This is a genomic window from Psychrobacillus sp. PGGUH221 (genome assembly GCF_042055255.1).
In the GTDB taxonomy this organism is placed as follows: domain Bacteria; phylum Bacillota; class Bacilli; order Bacillales_A; family Planococcaceae; genus Psychrobacillus.
This window is the reverse complement of the sequence record NZ_JAQMHQ010000002.1, coordinates 213085-234752: the sequence shown is the minus strand read 5'-3', so window position 1 is coordinate 234752 and position 21668 is coordinate 213085. Positions and strand designations below refer to the sequence as shown.

The following is a 21668-nucleotide window of genomic DNA, read 5'->3' as shown; positions in this document are numbered from 1 at the left end:
AAGATACTGTAAATTTACACAATTGGTAAATAATTTATGTTTCAATATAAACGTACGACTGGGTTAAAACATTGTAACGCCATTTTATTTAGCGAAAAGGAGAATTATTGATGAAGAAAAATTGGTTTATCATCAGTCTGGTTTTAGTAGTTGCTCTATTCTTATCAGCTTGCTCAGAAGGAACTGCTGGCGCGAAGGATGCAAAAGTAGATGACGTCATAAAAATCGCTTGGTATCCAAATGAATCTGGTACAGATATGAAATCTTCACGTGATGAAATTGGTCGAGTAATCGAAGAGGCTACTGGTAAAAAAGTAGAACACCAATTAACTACTGACTATGCAATCGCTATTGAAACATTAATAAATAACAACGCAGATCTTGCTTTCATGGGAGCACAGGGTTATATCGAAGCTAAAAATGGAAACGATGCTATTCAACCACTAGTTGTACCAACTGGTAAATCCGGAACTTTAGACGATGCATTGTATCACAGCTGGTTAGCTGTAAATGTTGATGACCAAGATAAATTCAAAGTAGACGGTGAATTTTCATTAGATACATTAGAACAAAAAAGTATGTCATTTGTTTCAAATAGTTCAACATCAGGATTCGTTGTTCCATCATCTTCTATTATCGCTCACTATGCAGAAAAATCTGGCTTTGAAGATTTGGTGCCAGAGGATTTAATGGAAGGCGGACCACTATTTTCTCAAGTATTATTCGGGAACTCACACCAAGGATCAGCTGTAAATCTATTAAGTGGTAATTCAGAAGTTGCAGCATTCTGTGATACTTGTGTTGGAAACTATGTGGATGTAGTGGAAGGAGAACCGAACAAAGTAGGTTCAGTTTATAAAGTAAAAGGCGATGCTGCAGAGCCTTTTAACACAGTACCTGGTAAAGAATTTACTTTGATGTCAGTTACTCCAGTATTAAATGCACCATTTGCAGCTAACTTAGAAGCTTTAGGTCAAGAGGATTATGATAAATTGAAAGAATTATTCACTTCAGATGATATTGCAAACAATGAAAAAATCTTCGTTCCAAAAGATTCAGGAGAACCAGGATTATTCTTTAAAACTGAAAATGAAAGATTTGCAGATGTAGAAGATGAGTGGTTCAATCCGATCCGCGAACTTTCAAAATAATAGTGTGAATGAAATAAAAATAAGAGTATGCATACAAAATCGTGCATGCTCTTATTATTTAAGCTAAGTTAAAAAAGCTTGTTGATTTCCGTTACAGGCGGACGCTTTCCGCGGGCGGTCCGTGAGCCTCCTCGTCGCAGGCTCCTGTGGGGTCTCAACGTGGACGCGCTATTCCCGCTGGAGTCGCCGCCTTTCACTACAATCATCAAAAAAGGTTAAATATCAATTGTATTTAACAACGCTATTAATAAAATAATTTAAAAAGGAGTCATATAAATGCCCTTACTTAAAGTAGAGAATTTAGGGAAATCGTATAATGCGCAAACGAAAGTGTTAAAGGATGTTAGCTTTGAAGTAGGGTCTGGAGAATTTGTTTCCATCATCGGACCTTCTGGAGCAGGAAAATCCACTCTATTACGTTGTATCAACCGTTTGGTAAATATCGACGAAGGTAAAGTTATTTTTGATGGCAATGATGTAGGAAGTTTGAACAAAAAAGAACTACGTAAGATGCGTACAAACATAGGTATGATCTTCCAACATTATAATTTGGTGCCGCGATTATCTGTTATTGAAAACGTTCTACACGGTAGATTCGGATATAAATCAACGTTTCAAGGAGTGTTTGGAAAGTTTTCGGAATCAGAGAAGGAGCATGCCTTTTTCCTTTTGGAAAAGTTAGGTATAGCAGAACATGCCTATAAACGATGTGATCAGTTGAGCGGCGGTCAGCAGCAACGAGTAGGAATTGCACGCTCCCTTATCCAAGAACCAAAAATCGTTCTTTGTGATGAACCGATTGCTTCGCTTGATCCAAACGCTTCTAAAGTGATTATGGATTACTTAAAAACAATTACGATGGAGCTTAATATTACATGCATCGTGAATTTGCACCAGGTGCAAGTTGCCCGTGATTACTCAGATCGAATCATTGGATTAAGTAAAGGAAGCATTGTATTCGATGGACCAAGTTATAGACTTTCAACGGACAGTACCGACTTAATATATGGAACAACTACAACAACTGTAGAGAAAAGACAGTTAGTTACTGTGTAAGGGGAAATCAAAGTGAATGTAAAAGGTATGAAAAACCAGAGAAAATGGCAGACGATAACTTTTGTAGCGCTAATTATCATCTTGACGTATCTATCATCTGACATAACGAACTTTAACATCATTCATGGAATAGCAACTTTACCAGATGCTGTTACTTGGATTTTCTCTAACTTGTTTATTACGCAAGAAACACTGGAAAGATTACCGAAAATATTGGAAAAATTATTGGAGACAATCCTAATGTCTATTGCTGCTACAACGACAGCAACAGTTGTTTCCTTATTTTTAGGATTAATGGGTTCTAAAACTACTGGAACAAATTCTGTGCTCGGGGTATTCGCTCGATTCGTAGCATCAGTCGCGCGTAATATTCCAGTTGTAGCGTGGGCTTTAATCTTATTACTTTCTTTTGGCCAAAACTCCGTAACAGGATACTTAGCGCTATTTGTTGGGTCAGTTGGGTTTTTGACGAGGGCCTTTATCGAGTCGATTGATGAAGCAAGCCATAGCGCAGTAGAAGCTTTACAGGCAACTGGTGCTACCTACTTTCAAATCGTCTATAAAGCAGTTATCCCCCAGTGCTTGCCGCAGATGATCAGCTGGATTTTGTTTATGATCGAGACGAACATCCGAAGTGCCACACTTGTTGGTATCTTAACGGGTACAGGTATTGGATATACATTTGACCTCTATTATAAAACCCTTAACTATAATGCGGTTGCACTAGTTACGCTTAGTATCGTCTTATCCGTTATAGCAATTGAGTTAATTTCAAATCATATACGGAAGGTGATTCTATAATGGAGGCAACAACAACCCTCATAAAAAGAAAAGCAGATGGCAAAATATCGATTAAGTCAGGTAACAAAGTAGAGCGAGTAATGAAAGGCACCATCATTATTTTATTGGCTCTGACAATCCTAGCGTTTATGTTTTTTAACTATGCAGGGTTGGATTTAACGAAAGCTATTCCGGAAACATTGTATAACCTAAAAGCGATGTTTTTAGAACCTGCTCTTACTCATTTCACCTGGGGGGAAGCTTTTTACCAAGTAGGAATTACACTTGGCTTGGCATTCCTTTCCACTATATTAGGAGCGGTTATTGCATTCTTTTTAGCATTAATGGCAGCAACCAATCTTTCAAACAAATGGTTATCCAATACCATCCGAGTGATGGTAGCAATCGTACGTGCAGTCCCGACTGTATTATGGGTATTAATCTTTGCCATTGCTGCAGGATTAGGAAGTGAAGCAGCCGTTCTTGGAATGCTCTTTCACTCTATTGCTTATTTAGTGAAGGCATTCTCAGAGGCTTTTGAAGAAGTAGACAAAGGAATACTGGAGGCGTTGACCGCAACAGGTTCGAACTGGTGGCATATCGTTAGCCATGCAATTTTACCTACCACGTTCACTTATTTATTGTCCTGGACATTTTTACGCTTTGAAATCAACTTCTCAGTAGCTGTGGCAATGGGAGCAGCGGCTGGTGCTGGTGGTATTGGCTTTGAACTCTTCATGGCATCTGGATTCTACTTTGATATGCGTGAAGTTGGCATGATTACCTATATGATTTTAGTGTTGGCAATTATTTTAGAGCTAACTTCTACTAGATTAAAAAGTCGATATTTCCCTGCCACATCTAAATAAGCCAAACCCCAGAACATAGTGTTTCTGGGGTTTCTTAATTACTAACAGAGTTCATCTGAATTTCAATGTATAGATGGGAACTCAATAAATGGCTAACATATTTTTACCATGGCTATTTTTTCTCTTTACGTAATTAGAACATTTGCTCCTTTTAGGAAATATCAATAGAGTTATTTAACAAAGCTCTTCAATTAAAATTCAATGCGTTTTTATTATTTCCTAATTTTTTTAGTGATTTTTTATATACAAAAATGAGAAAACATGGATATCCATGTTTTCTCATTTTTGTTTTAACCCTGTCCTCATCACCTTTAAATATTTCATAGGACAAGGATTGAGCCAATTGGGTTTATTGGTTACATTTCCCTCGTTTATTTGAGTTTAACGCAGGTATATACAAAGCATAGCCGGTTACAGAATTGAAAACGCAGCTCCAGCCACGTCAAAAAATAGAGGGGAGGGAGCCACGTGAGTGTTCAAAAAAGTACAGATAGCTCAAGCCTTGCTGAGGTGATTGACAGAATACTGGACAAGGGAATTGTGATTGATGCCTTTGTGAGGGTCTCTCTCGTTGGAATTGAAATTCTTACAGTGGAGGCCCGGGTGGTCATCGCCAGTGTGGATACATGGCTTCGATATGCAGAGGCTGTTGGCCTATTGCGGGATGAAGTCCAGGATCAAGGTCTTATCAGAAGAAATCAAAATGAGCAATTAAGTTATTAAGAAAGGATGGACAGAAAATGAATAGCCAAAAATCCAATGGAAATTATGAAGCGGTGGAACAGGAAGAAAAAAAGCAAACGGAAAATAATCAGCCAGCACAAGAGAAGAAAAGCACAAATTATTCTATGAACTTTGCCTTGATTGGCGGTGTGGTTGGAGCAGGGATCGGCTTGCTTGCCAATCCGGATAAGAGCAAGAAGGCCATGAAAAAATTAGGTGAATCTGAATTGATGAAAGTGGTAAGCGAGGAATTCAGAAAAACGGCCCAAGAGCTTCTGGCAGGGCAAGCGCAAAGCAGCATTAAGCATCTTGCTTCAGGCTATATAAGTAAAATCGAACAAGGGCTACTGTCTCCGAAGAAAGGTGATGACAGTGTTCCAAATACGGAAAACAAGCAAAGCTATAACGAAATAAAAGAAGAAAACAAACAGCTAAACGAGCGCCTTGAAAAAATTGAAGATATGCTGAATAATCTCGTGGCAACCAAGTAATGGCAAGTCTTTAACTAAGGGGGTTAGTGTATGGAAAAGCAACTGGCAAAAACAGCAGGGAAAGTCGCCAAGACTGTGATTGAACACACACCAGAACCGATTAAAGACAAAGTTAAAGAAGTTGTAGCTGACAAAGCCAAAGAGAAAATTGTCGAGAATGTCCAAGACAAGGCACATCATTTAACTGAAAACCTGGAGAGTGCCAAAGAAAAGTTTGCAAATAAAGTTGAAGGCAATGCTGAAAAAGCGAAAGAAAAAACACAGGATGTACTGCTTTCCGCCCGGGATAAGCTTGGGAAGGTAGTCGAGGCAGGGGAAGAACTTCAGAAGAAAGTCTCCTCGACAAATAAAAGTAATGATAAACGAAAAGTGAAGAATGTCTCAGACATTAAAGGAATCGGTTCGATTAAGACATCCAAGGACATTAAGGGAGCAACCAAGATTAAAACTATTAAAGACATCCGGACCATTGGTTCTTAAAAGGATTAACGAAAGGAGAATGCAATAATGGCACTTCAAAAAAGTACAGACAGTTCAAGTTTAGCGGAGGTTATTGACCGAATTCTGGACAAAGGGATTGTAATTGATGCATTTGTCAGAGTATCAGTTGTCGGGATTGAAATTTTGACAGTTGAAGCGAGGGTAGTCATTGCCAGTGTGGATACATGGCTACGATATGCAGAGGCGGTCGGATTGCTACGAGACGGTGCTGAAGAAGACGGTCTTGCCCTCCGGTCGAATGAAGGAAATGCTCGATTTAGTATTTAGAAATCAGCTGGTGCGGCTAGGGTTCAGGTAACCTCGGTTTGCCAGTTTTAGCAGGAGGCTACCATGGAAATCAAACAGATTATCGGAAATGTGACGGAGTTTTTCAATGAATTTGTAGCCCCGGTCCATAAAATCACTTCCGTAGAAGCAAGTGATGATAGTGGCTGGAAGCTTACAGTGGAAGTCATTGAGGAAAAGGAATATATGAAGAAGTATGCAAAGGATGAAATGCTTGGCATTTACGACGTCCATCTAAATTCGGAGCAGGAAGTCACATCCTATAAAAGACAGGATATCCGCTATAGAAGCTCCATCAAAATGGAAGTGTAGGTCGTGGGAGTAGGAGGTAACAGAGTGACGGTCTTAAAAGATAAAATCGACAAGAATTCACGGACAATCATTCGCGACGAAAAGACGGAAGAACTGCTTTCTCGTTCGTTGCAGTATATGAAAGCCGGATATCCCATCCATTTTACTGGCCCATCCGGAGCCGGAAAGACATCTCTTGCACTGGCACTTGCTAAAAAAAGAAAAAAACCTGTCATGCTCATACACGGCAACCATGAGCTGAATAACAAAGACCTGATAGGCGACTTTACAGGTTATACGAGCAAAAAGGTAGTCGACAATTATATACGGTCGGTCTATAAGCGGGATGAAAACGTGACGGAGACGTGGAGGGATGGACGATTATTAGAGGCGGTGAAGAATGGATACACGCTAGTTTACGATGAATTTACACGTTCATTACCCACTACCAATAACATCTTTCTTTCCATTTTAGAGGAAGGTATCCTTCCGTTGTATGGTACCAAATTGACTGAGCCGTTTGTCCGAGTCCATCCTGACTTTGCGGTGATCTTCACTAGCAATCCAGATGAATATGCTGGGGTCTACCAAACGCAGGATGCACTTCTTGACCGGCTTATCACCATTTATATCGATCATAAGGATTATGACCGTGAGGCGGCCATCGTAGCCGACAAAGCCAATATTGATAAGAAAGACGCTGCAGCCATTACAGAGCTGGTTGCCAAGCTGCGCAATGAATGTATAGAAGAAACCGGTCCGAGTCTACGGGCATCTATCATGATCGCTAGGTTGGCAGCGGAACAAAAACTCAAGATTGATGGGTCCAATCCTGACTTTGTACGACTGTGCTTGGACATTCTAGGTCACCAAGTGAGCAGGTGTATCGAATCCGATGAACCGATCAAAACAGCAGAGAAATTAATCAAAAGGGTTTGCAGCAACATAGAGGCAATCAAGGAATAAAGGAGAGAATTACAAATGAGCCAAGAAGAGCAAAATGGTATCTATATTTTTTGCGGAATCCAGACAGAAACGGACGAAGATTTGGGCACTTTTGAAATAGAAGGCGAAAACAAAGAGCTGTTTACTATCCGCTATAAGGATGCGGCTATTGTAGCAGCAGAGGTTCCGATGAAAATCTATCATCCGAACAAAGACAATCTACTGATGCATCAAAATGTCGTTTCCCAAGTGATGAAAAAGAACGACACTGTGATCCCTGTCAGCTTCGGCAATGTGTTCCAGTCAAAGGAGGACGTTGGTGTGTTGCTTGAAAACCTCTATCCGCAGTTTGAAAAACTGTTCCCAGCAATAAAAGGGAAGGTGGAGCTCGGTCTAAAAGTAATCGGCAAAAAAGACTGGCTGGAATCACTTGTTGGTGATAATTCGAAAATCGATAAAATGGCAAAAGCTGTGCAAGGGAAATCAGAAGCGGCCAGCTATTATGAAAGAATTCAGATTGGCGGAGCTGCACAAAAACTGATCACTTCACTGCAGCAGGATGTAAAGCAGGAAGTCTTCAGCCCATTGACGGAGCTGGCTGAAGCATCCAAGACCAACGATCTGATTGGGGAGAAAATGCTTCTTAATGCAGCATTCTTAGTTGACCGAGGTAAAGAAGCAGATTTTGATGAAAAAATTAATGAGACGTACGAAAAATGGAAAGACAAAGTTGAGTTCAGTTACAGTGGACCCTGGCCGGCGTATAACTTCATTAATATCCGTTTAAAAGTTGAGGATGCCTGATGATCCATAAACTGGTTTCCGCTCCAATTAACCTAGTAATAAAAATCGGTGAAAAGGTGAAAGAGGAAGCTGATAAAGAGCTGTACGACCTTCCTACAATCCAGCGAAAGCTGGTCCAGCTTCAAATGATGTATGAGCTTGGGGAAATACCTGAAGAGGTTTATAAAGCAAAGGAAGAAGACTTGATCCTTCGATATGAAATGGCAAAACGGATGGAAATGCAGCAATGGGAAGAGATGACAAAGAAGAAATGAGGAAAGGAAAAGATGGACAGTCTAATTTACTTATACGGATTGATACCGACAGAGGAAGCAGGCAAACAGCAGATTCCTGCTATTAATGGCTTTGATGGCAAAGGCGGCATCTACACCCTGCCTATAGGCAAGGCAACAGCCATTATCTGTGACCTGGATGCTGAACAGTACTCTGAAGAGAACATTAAGGAACAAATTAACAGTGACATGGAATGGCTCCAGGAAAAGGCTTTTCACCATCACGAAACCGTCATGATGCTTTCAAAGATGTACACGGTCATCCCCTTGAAGTTTTGCACGCTGTTCAAAAACCAGGGAAGTTTGGCAAACGCTGTACAAACCAAAGAAGCACACTTGGTCGATACATTTTCCTCTATTCACGGTAACGAAGAGTGGAATTTGAAAATATACTGCGATGATCAGTTGCTAAAAAAACAGGTGAGCCAGAGCAATCAGACCATTGAAGCAAAAAGAGAGGAAATAAGCCACCTTTCTAAAGGAAAGCAATTTTTCGAGAAGAAAAAGCTGGACAAGCTGATTGAATCTGAGCTAGAAGAAGAAAAAAACAGAATTAGTGAAAATATACATGTGCATCTAAGCGAAATTGCGCTAAAAGGAAATGTCAAAAGAACGTGGAGTAATGATGTGACGGGAAGAAAGGATGAGATGACCTGGAATAGCGTCTATCTGATCCCCGCAGCAAATGTAGAAAACTTTTTAGAACAGATCCAGCAATATGAGAAGGGCATGAAGGGAATGGGATGGCAGTTTGAAGCAACAGGGCCTTGGCCGGCCTACCACTTTTCTAACTTTTCATAAGTGAGGATGAGATGAAATTATGGCATTCAGAGAAACGATGGAAAACAAGGATATAGCGCTCATTGATATTTTGGATGTCATCCTAGATAAAGGTGTTGCGATCAAGGCTGATTTAGTGATTTCCATCGCTGGCGTAGATCTGGTGTATTTAGATTTGAGAGTATTGATTGCTTCAGTGGAATCTCTCGTACAGGCACAAGCGGGAAACAATAAAACCGTATCTTCAGAACAATTTGATAGACAGAGGGAGGCATTGACTGATGCAACCGGCCAACCAAGCAAGTGGAAAGATTAATCTAGACCCTGATAATGCGGAGCATGGTTTGGCGCAATTGGTGCTTACCGTCATTGAGTTGCTGAGGCAAATCGTGGAAAGGCATGCCATTCGGCGGGTTGAAGGCGGAACACTGACAGATCAGCAAATTGAGGACTTAGGCGAAGCATTGATGAATTTGGAAGAGAAAATGGAAGAGCTAAAAGAAATATTCGGCTTGGATGCCGAAGACTTGAATATTGACCTGGGTCCTTTAGGAAGCTTGCTTTAATACAAACACCCAAGGAGGACTTTAAATGGAACATTCCATGCAATCCAACACGATTGTAGACGTACTTGAGAAGATACTGGATAAAGGAGTGGTGATTGCAGGAGACATCACAGTCGGGATTGCGGATGTAGAACTGCTCACCATCAAAATTCGGCTGATTGTTGCTTCGGTCGACAAGGCTAAAGAGATTGGAATGGACTGGTGGGAAACCGATCCCTACCTATCTTCCAAAGCGGCAGACAGCAATACGAAAGCTCTGGAGGAAGAGAACCGGAAGCTTCACGAAAGGCTCGAAACACTCGAAAAGAGTATGTCAGCCAACCGGATGAAATCCAGTGAGTTCAACTACTAAACTATAGCTAGATTTTTATTATTAAAACAAGAAAGTGACTTGCTACTGCATCGCTCGCTAGCTGCGTCACAAAGATTATGGCGTAGCCATACCCTTTGAGCCTAGCAATCCACAGGAGCGTGAAGTATGAGATCCGCAAGAATGCGGTATTCATATTGTTGGCTCAACGGAAGTTGCCAGCGCAATGAACGATAAATAAAAGCAATAATTGATATAAGCTAATCTATAATAGGAGGAAACAATATGACTGAGACAATCTTGAAGGAAAATAAATCTGAAGTAAAAAAACAAGGCAATTTTAAACGAACACTAGCAGGAGGTCTGATTGGTGCGACCGTCGGATACCTGGCTACCCCTGAAAATGGCCAAAAGCTAAGCAGTAAGGGACTGGAATTAGGACATGCAGTGCAAGATAGCTCGAAGAAAGCAATCGATTCTATTAAGAATTCTACATCCAAGTTGTTTTCAAAAGAAAGAGGAAATACTTCCGACGATCATGAACATTCTAGCAATGCTTCTAAATTAAACAATACACAGGAATCCTCTCAAGAAGATGAAAGTATGGCAAATCGTCTGGAACGTCTGGAAGGGATGCTTGCAAAAATAGTCGAAGGAAAGAATGGAAAAAATAATGGGACTGCAGAGGTAAATAATGCTTCAAATGAATCGGAAACCTTGTCCAACCAAGAGGATTCACAAGATCCTGGCTTGGACAATCATGAAGAAGAACAAGGCCGCTCTAACGGCAAAGAGTCCGGCACTGTTTTACAAACTCCCTTAAAGGACGATTCAACAGATACAGAACAGCTGGAAAACGGTGAAGAGGACCAATCCAAGACAGATGATCGATCATCCAACGAGGAATATGAGGACCTAAAAGTAGAAAATGAACAACTACAAGCTCGCTTGGGCAAAATAGAAGAGCTTCTAGTAAAACTAGCAGAAGATAAAAATGACCAAAGTAAGGATTCCGCAAATGTAGAAGATGATAAGGAAGAAGATAGCTCTGATGATGGCCAAGAACTAGACAGCAGCAAAGGAAATGATGAAACAGCAAGCCTAGATGATAGTGATGAGGAGCAAGATAAGTCTGATGAAGTTTTCGCTAACTTGGCTGAAGGAAAAAATAAAACGGAAGCTTCAGGAAACGCCCAAGAAGATGAAGTTGAATCAGAGGAACTTGAAGAAAATGAAGAGACCGAAGATGACGGTAGTCAGGAGGCTCCTGATAAGAAAGAACTTGAAGGAAAACAAAAAACTCAACATTCTGGGCTAGAAACAGAAGATGAACAGGAAGACGATGAAGAAAATGAAGCAGACAAGCAGAATCAGGACGAGGATTCAAGCGAAGAAAATGTGGAAGATGACGAGTTAGAAGAAGGATCGCCGAATAAAGATCAAAAACCAAACAGCAGCAATCGTTCGGATGCAAAATCCGGCAAAGCTGCCAAGCAGAATTCAGAAAAAAAAAACGAATCCAAGAAAACAGATAAGAAGGATAAGGGAAAAACGTACAAAGTGAACTCCAAAGATGAGGAAACCTATCTCCTTTTGGATGGATTAAGAAGGGAGTAGTAAATATGAGCAATGGTTCTAGACCGGCTAAAGATAATATTCTCGAGTTTTTAGTGCAAGCAGCGAATAAGCATGACTTCAACCTGGATATCACATTGAATGTTAAAGGAGCCGTCATTACCGGAACGATGATATCGGCAAGGGAATACTTCCGCTCCTTAAGCGGGACTTTCGAAGATGGGAATGACATTGCCCAGATGTTGAGTGAACAGCTAGATCAGGCTGGGGAGGTTGCTCAGAACAGCGATGACACCGGGGCAAATTTTCTCCATATGAAAGACACCAAGGTTTATTGTGGCGACAGCAAGCCAACTCCATCGAAGGGGCAAATTCTTTGGCGCGGCAAATTAAGCGAGATTGATGGTTTCTTTTTAGGGCGAATTTTGGATGGCAGCGGTCAGGAGGAATAAAAAAAAGAAAAGCCTCATTGACTAAGTTCATTAATTCTGTTCAAGACAGACCCAGGTTTTAACAAATCGAACGCTTTTCCGAAAGTTTAGTTATTCATGTTTGTTTCTTACGTAGAATATAAGACCAAAAACCCCAAATAGTATGCACTTTAAAAAGTGCTGCTAGTTGGGGTTTTGTTATGAATCATATTAGTTTTTAGCATTTTCGTTAGAATCCTCAAATTTAGGAACCAAATCGAAAATTCGTTGGTCCTCAAATGCATCTATGACGCGTTCAAGCCAGTTGTAGTAGTCTTTCATATACTTCAGCTTATCGATATCTATTTGAACCGCTTCACGTAATTCCTCACTAAGGTCTGGGTCTTGCAACAGTTCCTCGAGTTCAGCAAGTGATTTTTTAATTGCTACTAAATGTAGTGTGACTGATCTCTGCCATTTAATAGAAAACAAATCGATGAAGCTTTGGTGCCAATCATCCGTCACTTTATATAAATCTTTTCGAACTCCTTTTTTCCATGCACGCTCAACCAATTTTAGTTCGGACAGTGCTCGGACAGAAGTGCTCATGCTTGTTTTACTCATGCCTAATTTTTCTGTCATATCATCTAATGTTAATGGTTCATTTTGAAAAAACATAGTTCCGAATTGTCTACCTGCAGAAGGTACCAAGCCGTATAAATGTATGTTTTGGGCAATTGTTTCTATAATTCGTTCCCGTGCTTTATCTATTTTTTCATGGTCATCCATTTACGTTCCCTCCACTGAAATTAGCTTTGCTCACATAATCCAGCTAATTAAATTTAAATGTATTATATCCTTACCCAAAAAGCAATTTTTTTAAATAATTTTCGTACAGTTTTTACCGTACAAACAATTAATAAGGTTTAAACTGTTGAAATTTTATGGAGTTGCATCTATAATGAATTGGGTTCGGGTGTTTCGGACGGTAAGGAGAAAAGATATGAGTGAGAAAAACATAAATAAAAAAATAGTAGTAAAAGACGCTACTAAGATTTTTGGTAAAAGTAGTGGTCGTGCTATACAGTTGCTGAAAGATGGTAAAACAAAAAGTGAAATTTTGAAAGCAACTGGTGCAACGGTAGGTGTGAAACAAGTATCCTTTGAGGTCAATGAAGGTGAAATTTTCGTCATTATGGGTCTATCCGGAAGTGGTAAGTCTACATTAGTTAGGTTGCTTAATAGATTAATAGATCCAACGATGGGACAAATATTACTGGATGGTAAGGATATTGTTCAGATGAATAAAGAACAGCTTCGTGAAGTAAGACGAAAGAAAATTGGGATGGTATTTCAAAACTTTGCCCTCTTCCCACATAAAACAATCGTTGAAAATACAGAATATGGCTTAGAAATCCAAGGGGTTTCTAAAAAAGAACGAAATGAAAAAGCAATAGAATCATTAAGACTTGTTGGTCTTGCGGGATATGAAGACCAGTACCCGAAACAACTAAGTGGGGGCATGCAGCAGCGTGTTGGACTTGCTAGAGCACTGGCAAATAATCCAGATATATTGCTTATGGATGAAGCGTTTAGTGCATTAGATCCCCTTATTCGAAAAGATATGCAAAATGAGTTACTTCAGCTTCATCACGATATGCAAAAAACAATTATTTTTATCACACATGATTTGGATGAAGCGCTTCGTATTGGTGACCGTATAGCACTGATGAAAGACGGAGAAATTGTTCAAATTGGATCCCCTGAAGAAATTCTGATGAGCCCTTCTAACGAATATGTCGAACGATTCGTGGAAGACGTCGACTTATCCAAAGTACTGACTGCTGGTCATATTATGAAAAAAGCAGACACGGTAAAAGTTGATCGAGGTCCTCGTGTAGCACTTCGACTGATGAAACATTTAGGTATTTCTTCTATATATGTAGTAGATAATGCAAATCGCTTATTAGGAGCTGTAACAGCACAGGATACTGTAGAAGCAATTGAATCAGAGAAGTCACTGAATGATGTAATTATTTCTGATCTTCCGATGATCTCACCAGATACGGTTCTCACAGAATTATTTGATGTAGTATCAACAGCAAGCATTCCTGTTGCAGTTATTAATGAAGAACAAAAGCTTCAAGGGATTATTATACGTGGAGCCCTCATAGGTGCATTATCTGGTGATAATGAGTTTATAAACAAAGATGGAACAATGGATTCCACAGAGCAGCATATTACGGAGGTGATTTAAGATGGATGAACTATTACCTCGCCTACCTTTTGCCGATTGGGTTGACACTGGAGTTGATTGGTTAGTAGATACGTTTGGGACAGGTCTAGACGGATTTGCTGATGTACTTGAAGGAGTGGTAGAAGGCACCGTAGATATATTGGATTTGGTTCCTTCTATATTACTTGCTTTTATCTTCGCTTTAATAGCTGGAATTATTTCTACGAGAAAGATTGCCTTCTTTTCATTGATTGGTCTATTATTCATCGATTATTTAGGGTATTGGTACCCGATGCTTCAAATGTTAACGCTAGTATTGACTTCAGTCATCTTTGCGCTAGTGATTGGTATTCCTATTGGGATTCTTAGTTCACAAAAAGCGGGTGTTCGAAAGGTTGTAAATCCAATCTTGGATTTAATGCAAACAATGCCTGCGTTTGTATACTTAATACCGGCAATTTTCTTTTTCAACATTGGAGTCGTACCGGGAGTTGTGGCATCCGTAATTTTCGCAATGCCTCCTACAATTCGTTTAACGATGTTAGGCATTCAGCAAGTACCAAAAGATCTAATAGAAGCTACAGAAGCATTTGGTTCTACGACGTGGCAGCGTTTGTTTAAAATACAAATTCCACTGGCGAAACCTACTATTATGGCTGGGGTGAACCAAAGTATTATGCTATCTCTATCAATGGTAGTAATCGCTTCGATGGTAGGTGCACCAGGACTTGGTGAAGAGGTTTATCGGTCCGTTACGCAATTGAAAACGGGAGTTGGCGTAGAAACTGGACTTTCTATAGTAATCGTAGCGATTATTTTAGATAGAATCACGCAGTACGCTGGAAATAGAAAGAAAAAACTAGGGGGAAATACATGATGAAATTAGCCAAAAAAATAACAAGTCTTGGAGCAGTTGCATTACTTTCACTTGGGTTAGCAGCATGTGGTGATACAGAAGAAGCAAATGATTCAACATCTACAGACTCAAATGCAGGTTCAGTAGGGGAGTCAGTTAATTACAAAATTACTGGCATCGATCCTGGAGCTGGAATTATGGAAGCAACAGAACGAGCTATTACAGATTATGAATTAGATGAGTGGGACCTTGTAAGTGGTTCAAGTGCTGCAATGACAGCATCTCTAAAGAAAGCGTATGATGCAGAAGAGCCAATCATCATAACTGGATGGACTCCTCACTGGAAATTTGCTGAATATGATTTGAAATATCTTGAAGATCCAAAAGGCTCATATGGTGGGGAAGAGGAAATTCACACAATTGGTCGTACTGGATTACAAGAAGACATGCCAGAAGCTCACCAAGCCCTTTCTAATTTCAACTGGACAGAGGATGATATGGGTGAAGTAATGATCGCTATCAAAAACGGTGAAAAACCAGAAGTAGCTGCGCAAGCTTGGGTAGATGCAAATCCAGAGAAAATTGCAACATGGACAGACGGTATTGAAAAAGTCGACGGTGACAAAATCAAACTTGCATACGTTGCATGGGATAGTGAAATTGCCAGTACGAACGTTATGAGCATCGTATTAACAAGCCTTGGCTATGATGTAACTATGGTTCAAGTTGAAGCTGGCCCAATGTGGACAGCTATTGCCGATGGTAGTGCAGATGCATCTCTTGCTGGATGGTTACCATTAACACATGCTACCTATGCTGAAAAATTCGAAGGTAAATTTGAAGATCTTGGCACAAGCATGACAGGCGTGAAAATTGGCTTAGTTGTTCCAGCATATATGGACATCACATCTATTGAAGATTTAAAAAAATAACGAGAAACGAAACCCTCAGAGCAAGTGACACTTGATCTGAGGGTTTTTTGTTTTAAAACTCTGGATTCGCTCTTTTCATTACTTGATTATTTCATTGAAAATTAAACCATCATCGTCTAATTTAATAATTTTAAGGCGGTTTTCATTTTTAACAAAGGTGCTTTTGTATTCTTTATGGCCTTCGCTATTTTCAAAGAATATGATACGAGTTCCTTCGTTATCTGTTTCAACATTAGCTGTATACTTAGTTAAATCAATATGTTTAGCCAACATTACGAATTCTGGAAAACTTTTCAAATCACTTTGGGCCGTAGTGTCTTCAGTAGAATTAGTACTTTTCTCAGCGTTCTCTTCAATTGTTACATTTTCTTCTACGTCCACATTTTCAGTTTTGGCATTCGTATCTACCGTTTCTTCAGAACATCCTGCAAGTAGAGCTAATCCTAGAAAAGCTACTAATAATTTCTTCAAATCATAAACACTCCTTCGATAAATACTGCTTTCATAAAGAAAGCCCTAAAACATTATCCTAGAAGAGAGCGTGAATGAAGTCAAATATTTTCTAAAGATGGCTCGGTGCTCGCTTACGGAAAGCTTAAGGGAAATTTAAGGGAAGTAATTGTTTTCTTCCATAAAAAAGACACTTTCCAACTAAGCACTCTCAATTTCCAACTAAATCATTTAGGCAAAGCAATAAGCCGTAATCCTAAAAAATATGACTATTTAAGTATGCTATTATTTAGTTATTTCGAATCGGAGGAGCAGTTTCTTCAGGAGTTAGCTCTCTTACTAATACAGGGACAGGATAGTCCAATCCTTCTCTGTTTTCAAGTTTCACTGCATAAAGTGATTGGAGCGCTTGATGGTCTTCTGGACGGAAGGTCATGGTACCTTTTGGTGATTCAAAGCTCATTCCTTCCATTGTCTCTATAAGTGTATTCGTATCGGTATTACCTTCTGTTTTCTTCACTGCTTCAACTATCGCTAATGCTGCACTCATTCCACCAGGTGTGAAAAGATCTGGAACCTCCCCATTAAATTTCTTTTTGTGTTCCTCTACAAGCCATGTGTTTACTTTGTTATCTGGTAACTCATGATAATAGACCGTAAAACCTTCCATTCCCACAAGAGGTTTCATTGTAGGTAAAGTGGCTATATCTGCAACACCAGTAGAGATTTTGATTCCTTTTTCTTGTACTTTCATATCCATGATTTGGTTCCATGGTGTGTTGGAGCCTGCCCATATAACATATAAATAGTCAGGTTTTTGATCGATAATCTTTTGGATATTGGAAGTAAAATCTGTAGCAGCGGGATCCACATATTCTTCATGAATAATGTTACCACCTAGCTTGATAGCTGCTTCTTTAAATGCAGCAACACCATCTTGACCAAATGAGTAATCAGGAGCAAGGGTAGCAATTTTAACGCCTTTTTTAACAATAGCAGCTGCACCTGCGACCGCATCCTGAGATGAATTTCGAGCTGTGCGGAAAATATACTTATTGAACTCCGCGCCGGTAATACTATCTGCAGCGGCTGGCTCTACAACCATAATTTTTTCATATTCCTCTGCAAGAGGTAAAACTGCTAATGTGTCACCAGAGCTAGAAGACCCTACAAGAAAATCAACCTTATCTTCTTCTAATAGTTTGGTAGCTTTTTGTACTGCGACCTCTGCTTTTGTTTCTGTATCCTCTACAATAAATTCTATTTTACGACCTTCGACTTCCATCGTTCCATCTGTTGCATAGTCAAGACCAAGCTCAAAGCCTTGAACAGATTGTTTTCCATAGGATTCTAAACCACCAGTTAAAGATGCAAGTACACCAATTTTAATAGGTGCAGCATCATTTGCTTCAACCTCTACAGCATCGCCCTCATCGGAGCTACACCCAAAGATAAACAACAGAAGTGATAAAAATAGACCTAAGCAAACCGTTTTGTTTTTAAAAGTTTTCATTTTCTTCCTCCTTAGTCTCTTATTTTTATTAAAGTTGTCGCTGCCCATGTGTAACCTGTTCCAGCACTAACTGTGACAACAATGTTCCCTTTTTTAAGTTTTTGATCAGCTTCAGCAAAATCGAGTCCTACAAGTGGGTCAAGGGAAGACATATGACCATGATGGTCGAGATAAATGGCTTTGTCTTCAGAAAGCTCTAATCCGTTTAATATCTGATTAAACATCGACTTTTTTGTATGCAGTGGTAGGAGCATATCGATATCGTGCAATGTATATCCGCTTTTTTCTACTGATTCTTTTACTACCTTTACAAAATTAGCTACAGATACAGGGTCAAGCCGTTCTTTCATATCTGCAGGATCTTTTACATCGATGAAATGGAGATTCTCTTCCACTGTTTCGTGTGAAGCTGGAAGAACAGATCCTCCAGCGGGAACACGTATATCGTCGTGGAAGGAACCATCTGTGTAAATGGATGACTCTAAAATTTCAAATTTACCATTATCTCTTGATAGAAGCGCTGCTGCACCCCCATCAGCAAAATTGAACATAAATCTTGATCTAGGATTTTGATAGTCGATAATTTGTGATTCTTTACAACCTCCAACAAGTAAGATATGGTTTATTGTCCTATCGGAAGTTAACATATCTTTTGCTACCTTAAGGGCGATAGGAAAACAAGAGCTGACATTCATTATTTCAAAAGCATAGGCATTTTTTGTGCCGAGCTCATATTGGATTTTTGGAGCGCTTGACCAAACTCCATAATCTTTAAACGGACTTCCAAAGTAAATGACAACGTCTATGTTTAGTGGATCAACCACCTCTAATAGCGGCAACGCAGCGCTAATGGCCATATCAGAAGCATGCATTGATGAATCAGCAACATGTTTTTCGTAGAGACCGAATTTTTCTTTTATCACATTTTCTGGAATGCCTGTTTTTTCTTCTAGTAAACGAGCTGTTTCAACTTCGGGTGGAAAATAAGTGCTTGTTTTTACAATTTGTATCATATCTTTGCTCCTTCCTTGGGCATCATCATTTTGGCCTCTCCTTTTAACACAATCGTGTTATCCTGTTTTCTACAAATCGTCTCTAGCCGAAGAATTCCACGATCCTGGTCAATCTCTAAAATTTCAGCACTAGCAGTAATGGTATCTCCTATGAAAACTGGCGCTAAAAATTTTAAGGATTGCTCTAAATAAACCGATCCCTTTCCAGGAAGCTCCATGCCAAGTAGCCTAGAGAGAAAAGAGGTAGTTAATAAACCATGTGCAATTCGCAATCCAAATCTTGTTTCGACAGCATATTCCTGATCTACATGAACAGGATTATAGTCACCACTTAAACCAGCGAACATGACAATATCAGTCTCGGTAACTGTTCTGCTAAAGGCTGCTGTCTGTCCAACAAAAAAGTTCATCATAAGCTCATCACTTCTTCTACATAATATTTTTTGAGAGTTGCTTTATCGATTTTTCCCGTCGCATTTTTCGGTAAAGCGCTTACAATTCTAAAAAGACTCGGAACTTTATAACGTGCTAACTTTTTAGTGCAATACTCTTTCAACTTCTCGTCTGTAAAGTTTGTCTCTTTTTTAAGTACAATAAAGGCGATAGGCGTTTCACCCCATTTATCATGGGGAACTCCGATTACAGCTGCTTCATCAACATCTGCAATCTCGTAAATGACTTTTTCAACCTCAAGAGGATATATATTTTCACCTCCAGAAATAATCATTTCTTTTTTTCTGCCGGCAATGTAAACAAAGCCTTCCTCGTCTTGTCTTACAATATCGCCAGTTGCAAACCAACCTTCTTGAATCGCTTTAGCTGTTTCCTCGGGGAGGTTATAGTATTCCTTCATGACAGTCGGTCCCTTTACAAGTAATTCGCCATATTCTCCAGATGAAACTTCATTTGCTTCATCATCAACAACTCGTATCTCAGTAAACATAACGGGTTTTCCAATGGAGCCAACCTTACGGTGATAGTCTTCTTCCGATAGTAAAAATACAGTAGGGGAAGTCTCTGTCAATCCATAGCCTTGCCCAAAGCTAATCCCTTTTTGTAAGTACCAACGTATTAACTCTTCAGGGCATGGCGCGCCTCCGTTATAAAAGAATCGAACAGAGGTTACATTAGTCGTTTCGAAGCTTGGGCTTTTTCGTAAAGCATCATGAATAGTTGGAACTCCCATAACGATGGTAATTTCATGCTTCTCTATATATTCCAACGCTTGCTCAGGGTTAAATCGCTCTGGAACTACAACTGTACCGCCACATAACAGTACAGGTAATGTGAATAAACCGATTCCTCCAATATGGAAAAGCGGTAATAACGTAATAATTTTATCTTTAGAAGTAATATCAAGTCCTACAGTATTATTAATTGCATTCCAAAACATATTTTCTTGGGTTAAGACGGCTCCTTTAGGCCTTCCGGTTGTTCCAGATGTATAGCAAATAATGTATGGAGCTGCTGAGTCAATTTCGGTAGGTATTAGTGGTTCTGTTTTTGCGAGATTAATCGTTTCGAATGTTAATAACTGAAACCGTGTTCGATTTAATAACTCTTTTCCTTTCATATGGTTGTCGTTGTCAACAATGAGTGTTTGAAGTCCGCTGTCCTTTAGCTGATACTCTAACTCGGCGACAGTTAAGCGAATATTGAGTGGAACAGCCACAGCATTTAATTTTGCCAATGAAAATAAAACAATAATGAAATCAATACTATTCAGAGACAGAACGCCAACTCGATCTCCTTTTTTTATAGAATAAGTGGACTGTAATATTCCGGAAAATCGGTTGACTATTTTGCTCATTTCTAAATAAGTAAGTTTTCTCTGATCATCGATTAAAGCTAGTCTATTTGGTGTTATGATAGAACGCTGATCAATCCAATGTGATATACCCTTCAATCTGCATCACTCCTGCTTTTATTTTCGTAAACCTTGGAAAATAAGGGCTATAGCGTCTTCTAATAAATCCTCTGGTACATCTCGATCCTCCCAGTAAATCCATCTCATCCCTAAAAACTGGCTTATGCCCATTAAACAATAAGCAATTGTTTCCGTATCATAATTTTTTATTTCCTCTTTACCAATAGCTTCCTCTAGACCTTTAATGTATCCAGATGCTAGACGCTCGTAATACCAACGATAAAGCTCTTCGTCCACTAGTACAGTTTGCTGAACAATACTATACAAATTCCGATGATTTTTTACCCAAGAAAAGAAAGTACGAAAGCCGATTCTTTGTGACTCTTCGAAACTATCTGCTGTCTTAATAGCGTTTCGAATTTCACTTCGAAACGTGTGGCTCATGTTACGCACAAGTTCTTCGAAAATGGACTGCTTCGAAGGGAAATAATTATAAAAAGTTCCCTGAGCTACATTTGCTTTTTGGGTAATATCAACAATCGAAGCATTAAAATAACCTTTTTCACCAAAAACTTCTTCTGCAATATTAAGTAAGTGCTGACGTGTTTTTTCTCCCTTCTTTGTAAGTGGTAGGGAATTAGAAGACAAATTTATTATTTCTGACATATGAATCACCTCTCAGTTTTTATAATATGTAAAATATTCAGAAATTACAATAGACTTTTAAAAATTATTACAAAAATATTTAGCGAAGAGAAAAAAGATGGTGCAGAAGTGGGCGGGGGCGAATTATAGATAAACTAAATTTGAAAGAAGAATGTACATTTTCTAGAAACGGATGAATATACTGTTTTGAGAGGCTGGGCTCAAAAACTATAAAATGTAACTCAACTTGCAGTAATACTAGCTTTCGGAGTTTTTTGAAAAAATATTTCAATATTTTTGTTGTTTTATAGTACAAAATTTTATAATATTGAATTATCGGAATTTTG

28 protein-coding genes are annotated in these 21668 nt (G+C 39.2%); 21 read left to right on the top strand and 7 right to left on the bottom strand.

The genetic code is table 11. From position 1 onward, the window contains the following. The first annotated feature begins 110 nt into the window (after positions 1-110). The 18 genes from PGC35_RS05130 to gvpU all read left to right on the top strand — a co-directional run bounded on the left by PGC35_RS05130 (position 111) and on the right by gvpU (position 11851). Positions 111-1151, top strand: coding sequence for a PhnD/SsuA/transferrin family substrate-binding protein (locus PGC35_RS05130; protein WP_375218410.1), 1041 nt, complete (start codon positions 111-113; stop codon positions 1149-1151). A gap of 276 nt (positions 1152-1427) precedes the next feature. Further along, positions 1428-2207, top strand: coding sequence for a phosphonate ABC transporter ATP-binding protein (gene phnC / locus PGC35_RS05125; RefSeq protein WP_056828834.1), 780 nt, complete (start codon positions 1428-1430; stop codon positions 2205-2207). Between the two features lie 27 nt (positions 2208-2234). After that, positions 2235-3008: a phosphonate ABC transporter, permease protein PhnE gene (gene phnE, locus PGC35_RS05120; protein ID WP_375218492.1), complete on the top strand. Its 774-nt coding sequence runs from the start codon at positions 2235-2237 to the stop codon at positions 3006-3008. Further along, on the top strand, positions 3008-3856 hold the full coding sequence (locus PGC35_RS05115) for an ABC transporter permease subunit (RefSeq protein ID WP_053590917.1): 849 nt from the start codon (positions 3008-3010) through the stop codon (positions 3854-3856). Before phnE ends, PGC35_RS05115 begins: the two co-directional genes overlap by 1 nt. A gap of 468 nt (positions 3857-4324) precedes the next feature. Then, positions 4325-4579 (top strand): gas vesicle structural protein GvpA, encoded by a 255-nt coding sequence (gene gvpA / locus PGC35_RS05110; protein ID WP_056828831.1) that lies wholly within the window; start codon positions 4325-4327, stop codon positions 4577-4579. 17 nt (positions 4580-4596) lie between these two features. Next, entirely contained in the window at positions 4597-5070 is a 474-nt protein-coding gene (locus PGC35_RS05105; protein ID WP_375218409.1) for a gas vesicle protein GvpP, read from the top strand. 30 nt (positions 5071-5100) lie between these two features. Further along, positions 5101-5550 (top strand): gas vesicle protein GvpQ, encoded by a 450-nt coding sequence (gvpQ, locus tag PGC35_RS05100; RefSeq protein ID WP_375218408.1) that lies wholly within the window; start codon positions 5101-5103, stop codon positions 5548-5550. Positions 5551-5577: 27 nt separating this feature from the next. After that, a complete protein-coding gene (gvpA, locus tag PGC35_RS05095) occupies positions 5578-5838 on the top strand; it encodes a gas vesicle structural protein GvpA (RefSeq protein WP_375218407.1) in 261 nt (86 codons plus the stop codon). Positions 5839-5901: 63 nt separating this feature from the next. Continuing rightward, positions 5902-6168 (top strand): gas vesicle protein GvpO, encoded by a 267-nt coding sequence (gene gvpO, locus PGC35_RS05090; protein WP_053590912.1) that lies wholly within the window; start codon positions 5902-5904, stop codon positions 6166-6168. Between the two features lie 24 nt (positions 6169-6192). After that, positions 6193-7113 (top strand): gas vesicle protein GvpN, encoded by a 921-nt coding sequence (gene gvpN, locus PGC35_RS05085; protein ID WP_375218406.1) that lies wholly within the window; start codon positions 6193-6195, stop codon positions 7111-7113. A 15-nt stretch (positions 7114-7128) separates the two neighbouring features. Further along, positions 7129-7896: a GvpL/GvpF family gas vesicle protein gene (locus PGC35_RS05080; protein WP_375218405.1), complete on the top strand. Its 768-nt coding sequence runs from the start codon at positions 7129-7131 to the stop codon at positions 7894-7896. Beyond that, entirely contained in the window at positions 7896-8150 is a 255-nt protein-coding gene (locus tag PGC35_RS05075; protein WP_053590909.1) for a gas vesicle protein GvpG, read from the top strand. The genes PGC35_RS05080 and PGC35_RS05075 overlap by 1 nt, the downstream gene beginning before the upstream one ends. A gap of 12 nt (positions 8151-8162) precedes the next feature. Continuing rightward, positions 8163-8969, top strand: a complete 807-nt coding sequence (locus PGC35_RS05070) for a GvpL/GvpF family gas vesicle protein (protein ID WP_375218404.1) — start codon at positions 8163-8165, stop codon at positions 8967-8969. Between the two features lie 19 nt (positions 8970-8988). Continuing rightward, on the top strand, positions 8989-9264 hold the full coding sequence (locus PGC35_RS05065; RefSeq protein WP_053590907.1) for a gas vesicle protein: 276 nt from the start codon (positions 8989-8991) through the stop codon (positions 9262-9264). Next, entirely contained in the window at positions 9230-9514 is a 285-nt protein-coding gene (locus PGC35_RS05060) for a gas vesicle protein K (RefSeq protein ID WP_053590906.1), read from the top strand. Before PGC35_RS05065 ends, PGC35_RS05060 begins: the two co-directional genes overlap by 35 nt. Positions 9515-9539: 25 nt before the next feature. Next, the gene (locus tag PGC35_RS05055) at positions 9540-9866 is read left to right on the top strand and encodes a gas vesicle protein (protein WP_056828821.1); all 327 of its coding nucleotides are present in this window, start codon (positions 9540-9542) and stop codon (positions 9864-9866) included. A 243-nt stretch (positions 9867-10109) separates the two neighbouring features. Next, the gene (locus PGC35_RS05050) at positions 10110-11441 is read left to right on the top strand and encodes a hypothetical protein (RefSeq protein WP_375218403.1); all 1332 of its coding nucleotides are present in this window, start codon (positions 10110-10112) and stop codon (positions 11439-11441) included. 5 nt (positions 11442-11446) lie between these two features. Continuing rightward, positions 11447-11851, top strand: a complete 405-nt coding sequence (gvpU, locus tag PGC35_RS05045) for a gas vesicle accessory protein GvpU (RefSeq protein WP_375218402.1) — start codon at positions 11447-11449, stop codon at positions 11849-11851. Positions 11852-12040: 189 nt separating this feature from the next. On the opposite strand, the gene PGC35_RS05040 is transcribed toward gvpU, so the two are convergent. Then, a complete protein-coding gene (locus PGC35_RS05040; RefSeq protein ID WP_375218401.1) occupies positions 12041-12598 on the bottom strand; it encodes a GbsR/MarR family transcriptional regulator in 558 nt (185 codons plus the stop codon). 214 nt (positions 12599-12812) lie between these two features. Here PGC35_RS05040 and PGC35_RS05035 point away from each other — a divergent pair, with 214 nt between their 5' ends. Genes PGC35_RS05035 through PGC35_RS05025 form a run of 3 tightly spaced genes read left to right on the top strand, consistent with a single transcriptional unit; the run spans position 12813 to position 15833 of the window. After that, positions 12813-14066, top strand: coding sequence for a quaternary amine ABC transporter ATP-binding protein (locus PGC35_RS05035; protein WP_375218400.1), 1254 nt, complete (start codon positions 12813-12815; stop codon positions 14064-14066). 1 nt (position 14067) lies between these two features. Further along, on the top strand, positions 14068-14922 hold the full coding sequence (locus tag PGC35_RS05030; RefSeq protein WP_056828813.1) for an ABC transporter permease: 855 nt from the start codon (positions 14068-14070) through the stop codon (positions 14920-14922). Continuing rightward, a complete protein-coding gene (locus PGC35_RS05025; protein WP_375218399.1) occupies positions 14919-15833 on the top strand; it encodes a glycine betaine ABC transporter substrate-binding protein in 915 nt (304 codons plus the stop codon). Before PGC35_RS05030 ends, PGC35_RS05025 begins: the two co-directional genes overlap by 4 nt. A gap of 78 nt (positions 15834-15911) precedes the next feature. Here the strand turns inward: PGC35_RS05025 and PGC35_RS05020 are convergent, their stop codons facing one another. The 6 genes from PGC35_RS05020 to PGC35_RS04995 all read right to left on the bottom strand — a co-directional run bounded on the left by PGC35_RS05020 (position 15912) and on the right by PGC35_RS04995 (position 21342). Next, complete coding sequence (locus PGC35_RS05020) at positions 15912-16304, bottom strand: putative periplasmic lipoprotein (RefSeq protein ID WP_375218398.1); 393 nt, start codon at positions 16302-16304, stop codon at positions 15912-15914. Positions 16305-16572: 268 nt separating this feature from the next. Next, positions 16573-17796 carry a substrate-binding domain-containing protein gene (locus PGC35_RS05015; protein ID WP_375218397.1) on the bottom strand — a complete coding sequence of 408 codons (1224 nt, stop codon included), beginning with the start codon at positions 17794-17796 and terminating at the stop codon, positions 16573-16575. An 11-nt stretch (positions 17797-17807) separates the two neighbouring features. Beyond that, a complete protein-coding gene (locus PGC35_RS05010) occupies positions 17808-18809 on the bottom strand; it encodes a 3-oxoacyl-ACP synthase (protein ID WP_375218396.1) in 1002 nt (333 codons plus the stop codon). After that, the gene (locus PGC35_RS05005; protein WP_053590896.1) at positions 18806-19222 is read right to left on the bottom strand and encodes a MaoC family dehydratase; all 417 of its coding nucleotides are present in this window, start codon (positions 19220-19222) and stop codon (positions 18806-18808) included. The genes PGC35_RS05010 and PGC35_RS05005 overlap by 4 nt, the downstream gene beginning before the upstream one ends. After that, a complete protein-coding gene (gene menE / locus PGC35_RS05000) occupies positions 19219-20715 on the bottom strand; it encodes an o-succinylbenzoate--CoA ligase (protein WP_375218395.1) in 1497 nt (498 codons plus the stop codon). Before menE ends, PGC35_RS05005 begins: the two co-directional genes overlap by 4 nt. An 18-nt stretch (positions 20716-20733) precedes the next feature. Next, complete coding sequence (locus tag PGC35_RS04995; RefSeq protein ID WP_375218394.1) at positions 20734-21342, bottom strand: TetR/AcrR family transcriptional regulator; 609 nt, start codon at positions 21340-21342, stop codon at positions 20734-20736. Between the last annotated feature and the right edge of the window lie 326 nt (positions 21343-21668).

Coding starts and splice junctions, on each gene's coding strand:
- PGC35_RS05075 (WP_053590909.1), top strand. CDS start 7,896: ATGATCCATAAACTGGTTTCCGCTCCAATTAACCTAGTAATAAAAATC.
- PGC35_RS05070 (WP_375218404.1), top strand. CDS start 8,163: ATGGACAGTCTAATTTACTTATACGGATTGATACCGACAGAGGAAGCA.
- PGC35_RS05025 (WP_375218399.1), top strand. CDS start 14,919: ATGATGAAATTAGCCAAAAAAATAACAAGTCTTGGAGCAGTTGCATTA.
- gvpQ (WP_375218408.1), top strand. CDS start 5,101: ATGGAAAAGCAACTGGCAAAAACAGCAGGGAAAGTCGCCAAGACTGTG.
- PGC35_RS05115 (WP_053590917.1), top strand. CDS start 3,008: ATGGAGGCAACAACAACCCTCATAAAAAGAAAAGCAGATGGCAAAATA.
- gvpA (WP_375218407.1), top strand. CDS start 5,578: ATGGCACTTCAAAAAAGTACAGACAGTTCAAGTTTAGCGGAGGTTATT.
- PGC35_RS05065 (WP_053590907.1), top strand. CDS start 8,989: ATGGCATTCAGAGAAACGATGGAAAACAAGGATATAGCGCTCATTGAT.
- PGC35_RS05105 (WP_375218409.1), top strand. CDS start 4,597: ATGAATAGCCAAAAATCCAATGGAAATTATGAAGCGGTGGAACAGGAA.
- PGC35_RS05080 (WP_375218405.1), top strand. CDS start 7,129: ATGAGCCAAGAAGAGCAAAATGGTATCTATATTTTTTGCGGAATCCAG.
- PGC35_RS05015 (WP_375218397.1), bottom strand. CDS start 17,796: ATGAAAACTTTTAAAAACAAAACGGTTTGCTTAGGTCTATTTTTATCA.
- gvpO (WP_053590912.1), top strand. CDS start 5,902: ATGGAAATCAAACAGATTATCGGAAATGTGACGGAGTTTTTCAATGAA.
- PGC35_RS05040 (WP_375218401.1), bottom strand. CDS start 12,598: ATGGATGACCATGAAAAAATAGATAAAGCACGGGAACGAATTATAGAA.
- PGC35_RS05035 (WP_375218400.1), top strand. CDS start 12,813: ATGAGTGAGAAAAACATAAATAAAAAAATAGTAGTAAAAGACGCTACT.
- PGC35_RS05005 (WP_053590896.1), bottom strand. CDS start 19,222: ATGATGAACTTTTTTGTTGGACAGACAGCAGCCTTTAGCAGAACAGTT.
- PGC35_RS05055 (WP_056828821.1), top strand. CDS start 9,540: ATGGAACATTCCATGCAATCCAACACGATTGTAGACGTACTTGAGAAG.
- PGC35_RS05010 (WP_375218396.1), bottom strand. CDS start 18,809: ATGATACAAATTGTAAAAACAAGCACTTATTTTCCACCCGAAGTTGAA.
- PGC35_RS05030 (WP_056828813.1), top strand. CDS start 14,068: ATGGATGAACTATTACCTCGCCTACCTTTTGCCGATTGGGTTGACACT.
- gvpU (WP_375218402.1), top strand. CDS start 11,447: ATGAGCAATGGTTCTAGACCGGCTAAAGATAATATTCTCGAGTTTTTA.
- PGC35_RS04995 (WP_375218394.1), bottom strand. CDS start 21,342: ATGTCAGAAATAATAAATTTGTCTTCTAATTCCCTACCACTTACAAAG.
- PGC35_RS05130 (WP_375218410.1), top strand. CDS start 111: ATGAAGAAAAATTGGTTTATCATCAGTCTGGTTTTAGTAGTTGCTCTA.
- phnC (WP_056828834.1), top strand. CDS start 1,428: ATGCCCTTACTTAAAGTAGAGAATTTAGGGAAATCGTATAATGCGCAA.
- phnE (WP_375218492.1), top strand. CDS start 2,235: ATGAAAAACCAGAGAAAATGGCAGACGATAACTTTTGTAGCGCTAATT.
- PGC35_RS05060 (WP_053590906.1), top strand. CDS start 9,230: ATGCAACCGGCCAACCAAGCAAGTGGAAAGATTAATCTAGACCCTGAT.
- PGC35_RS05050 (WP_375218403.1), top strand. CDS start 10,110: ATGACTGAGACAATCTTGAAGGAAAATAAATCTGAAGTAAAAAAACAA.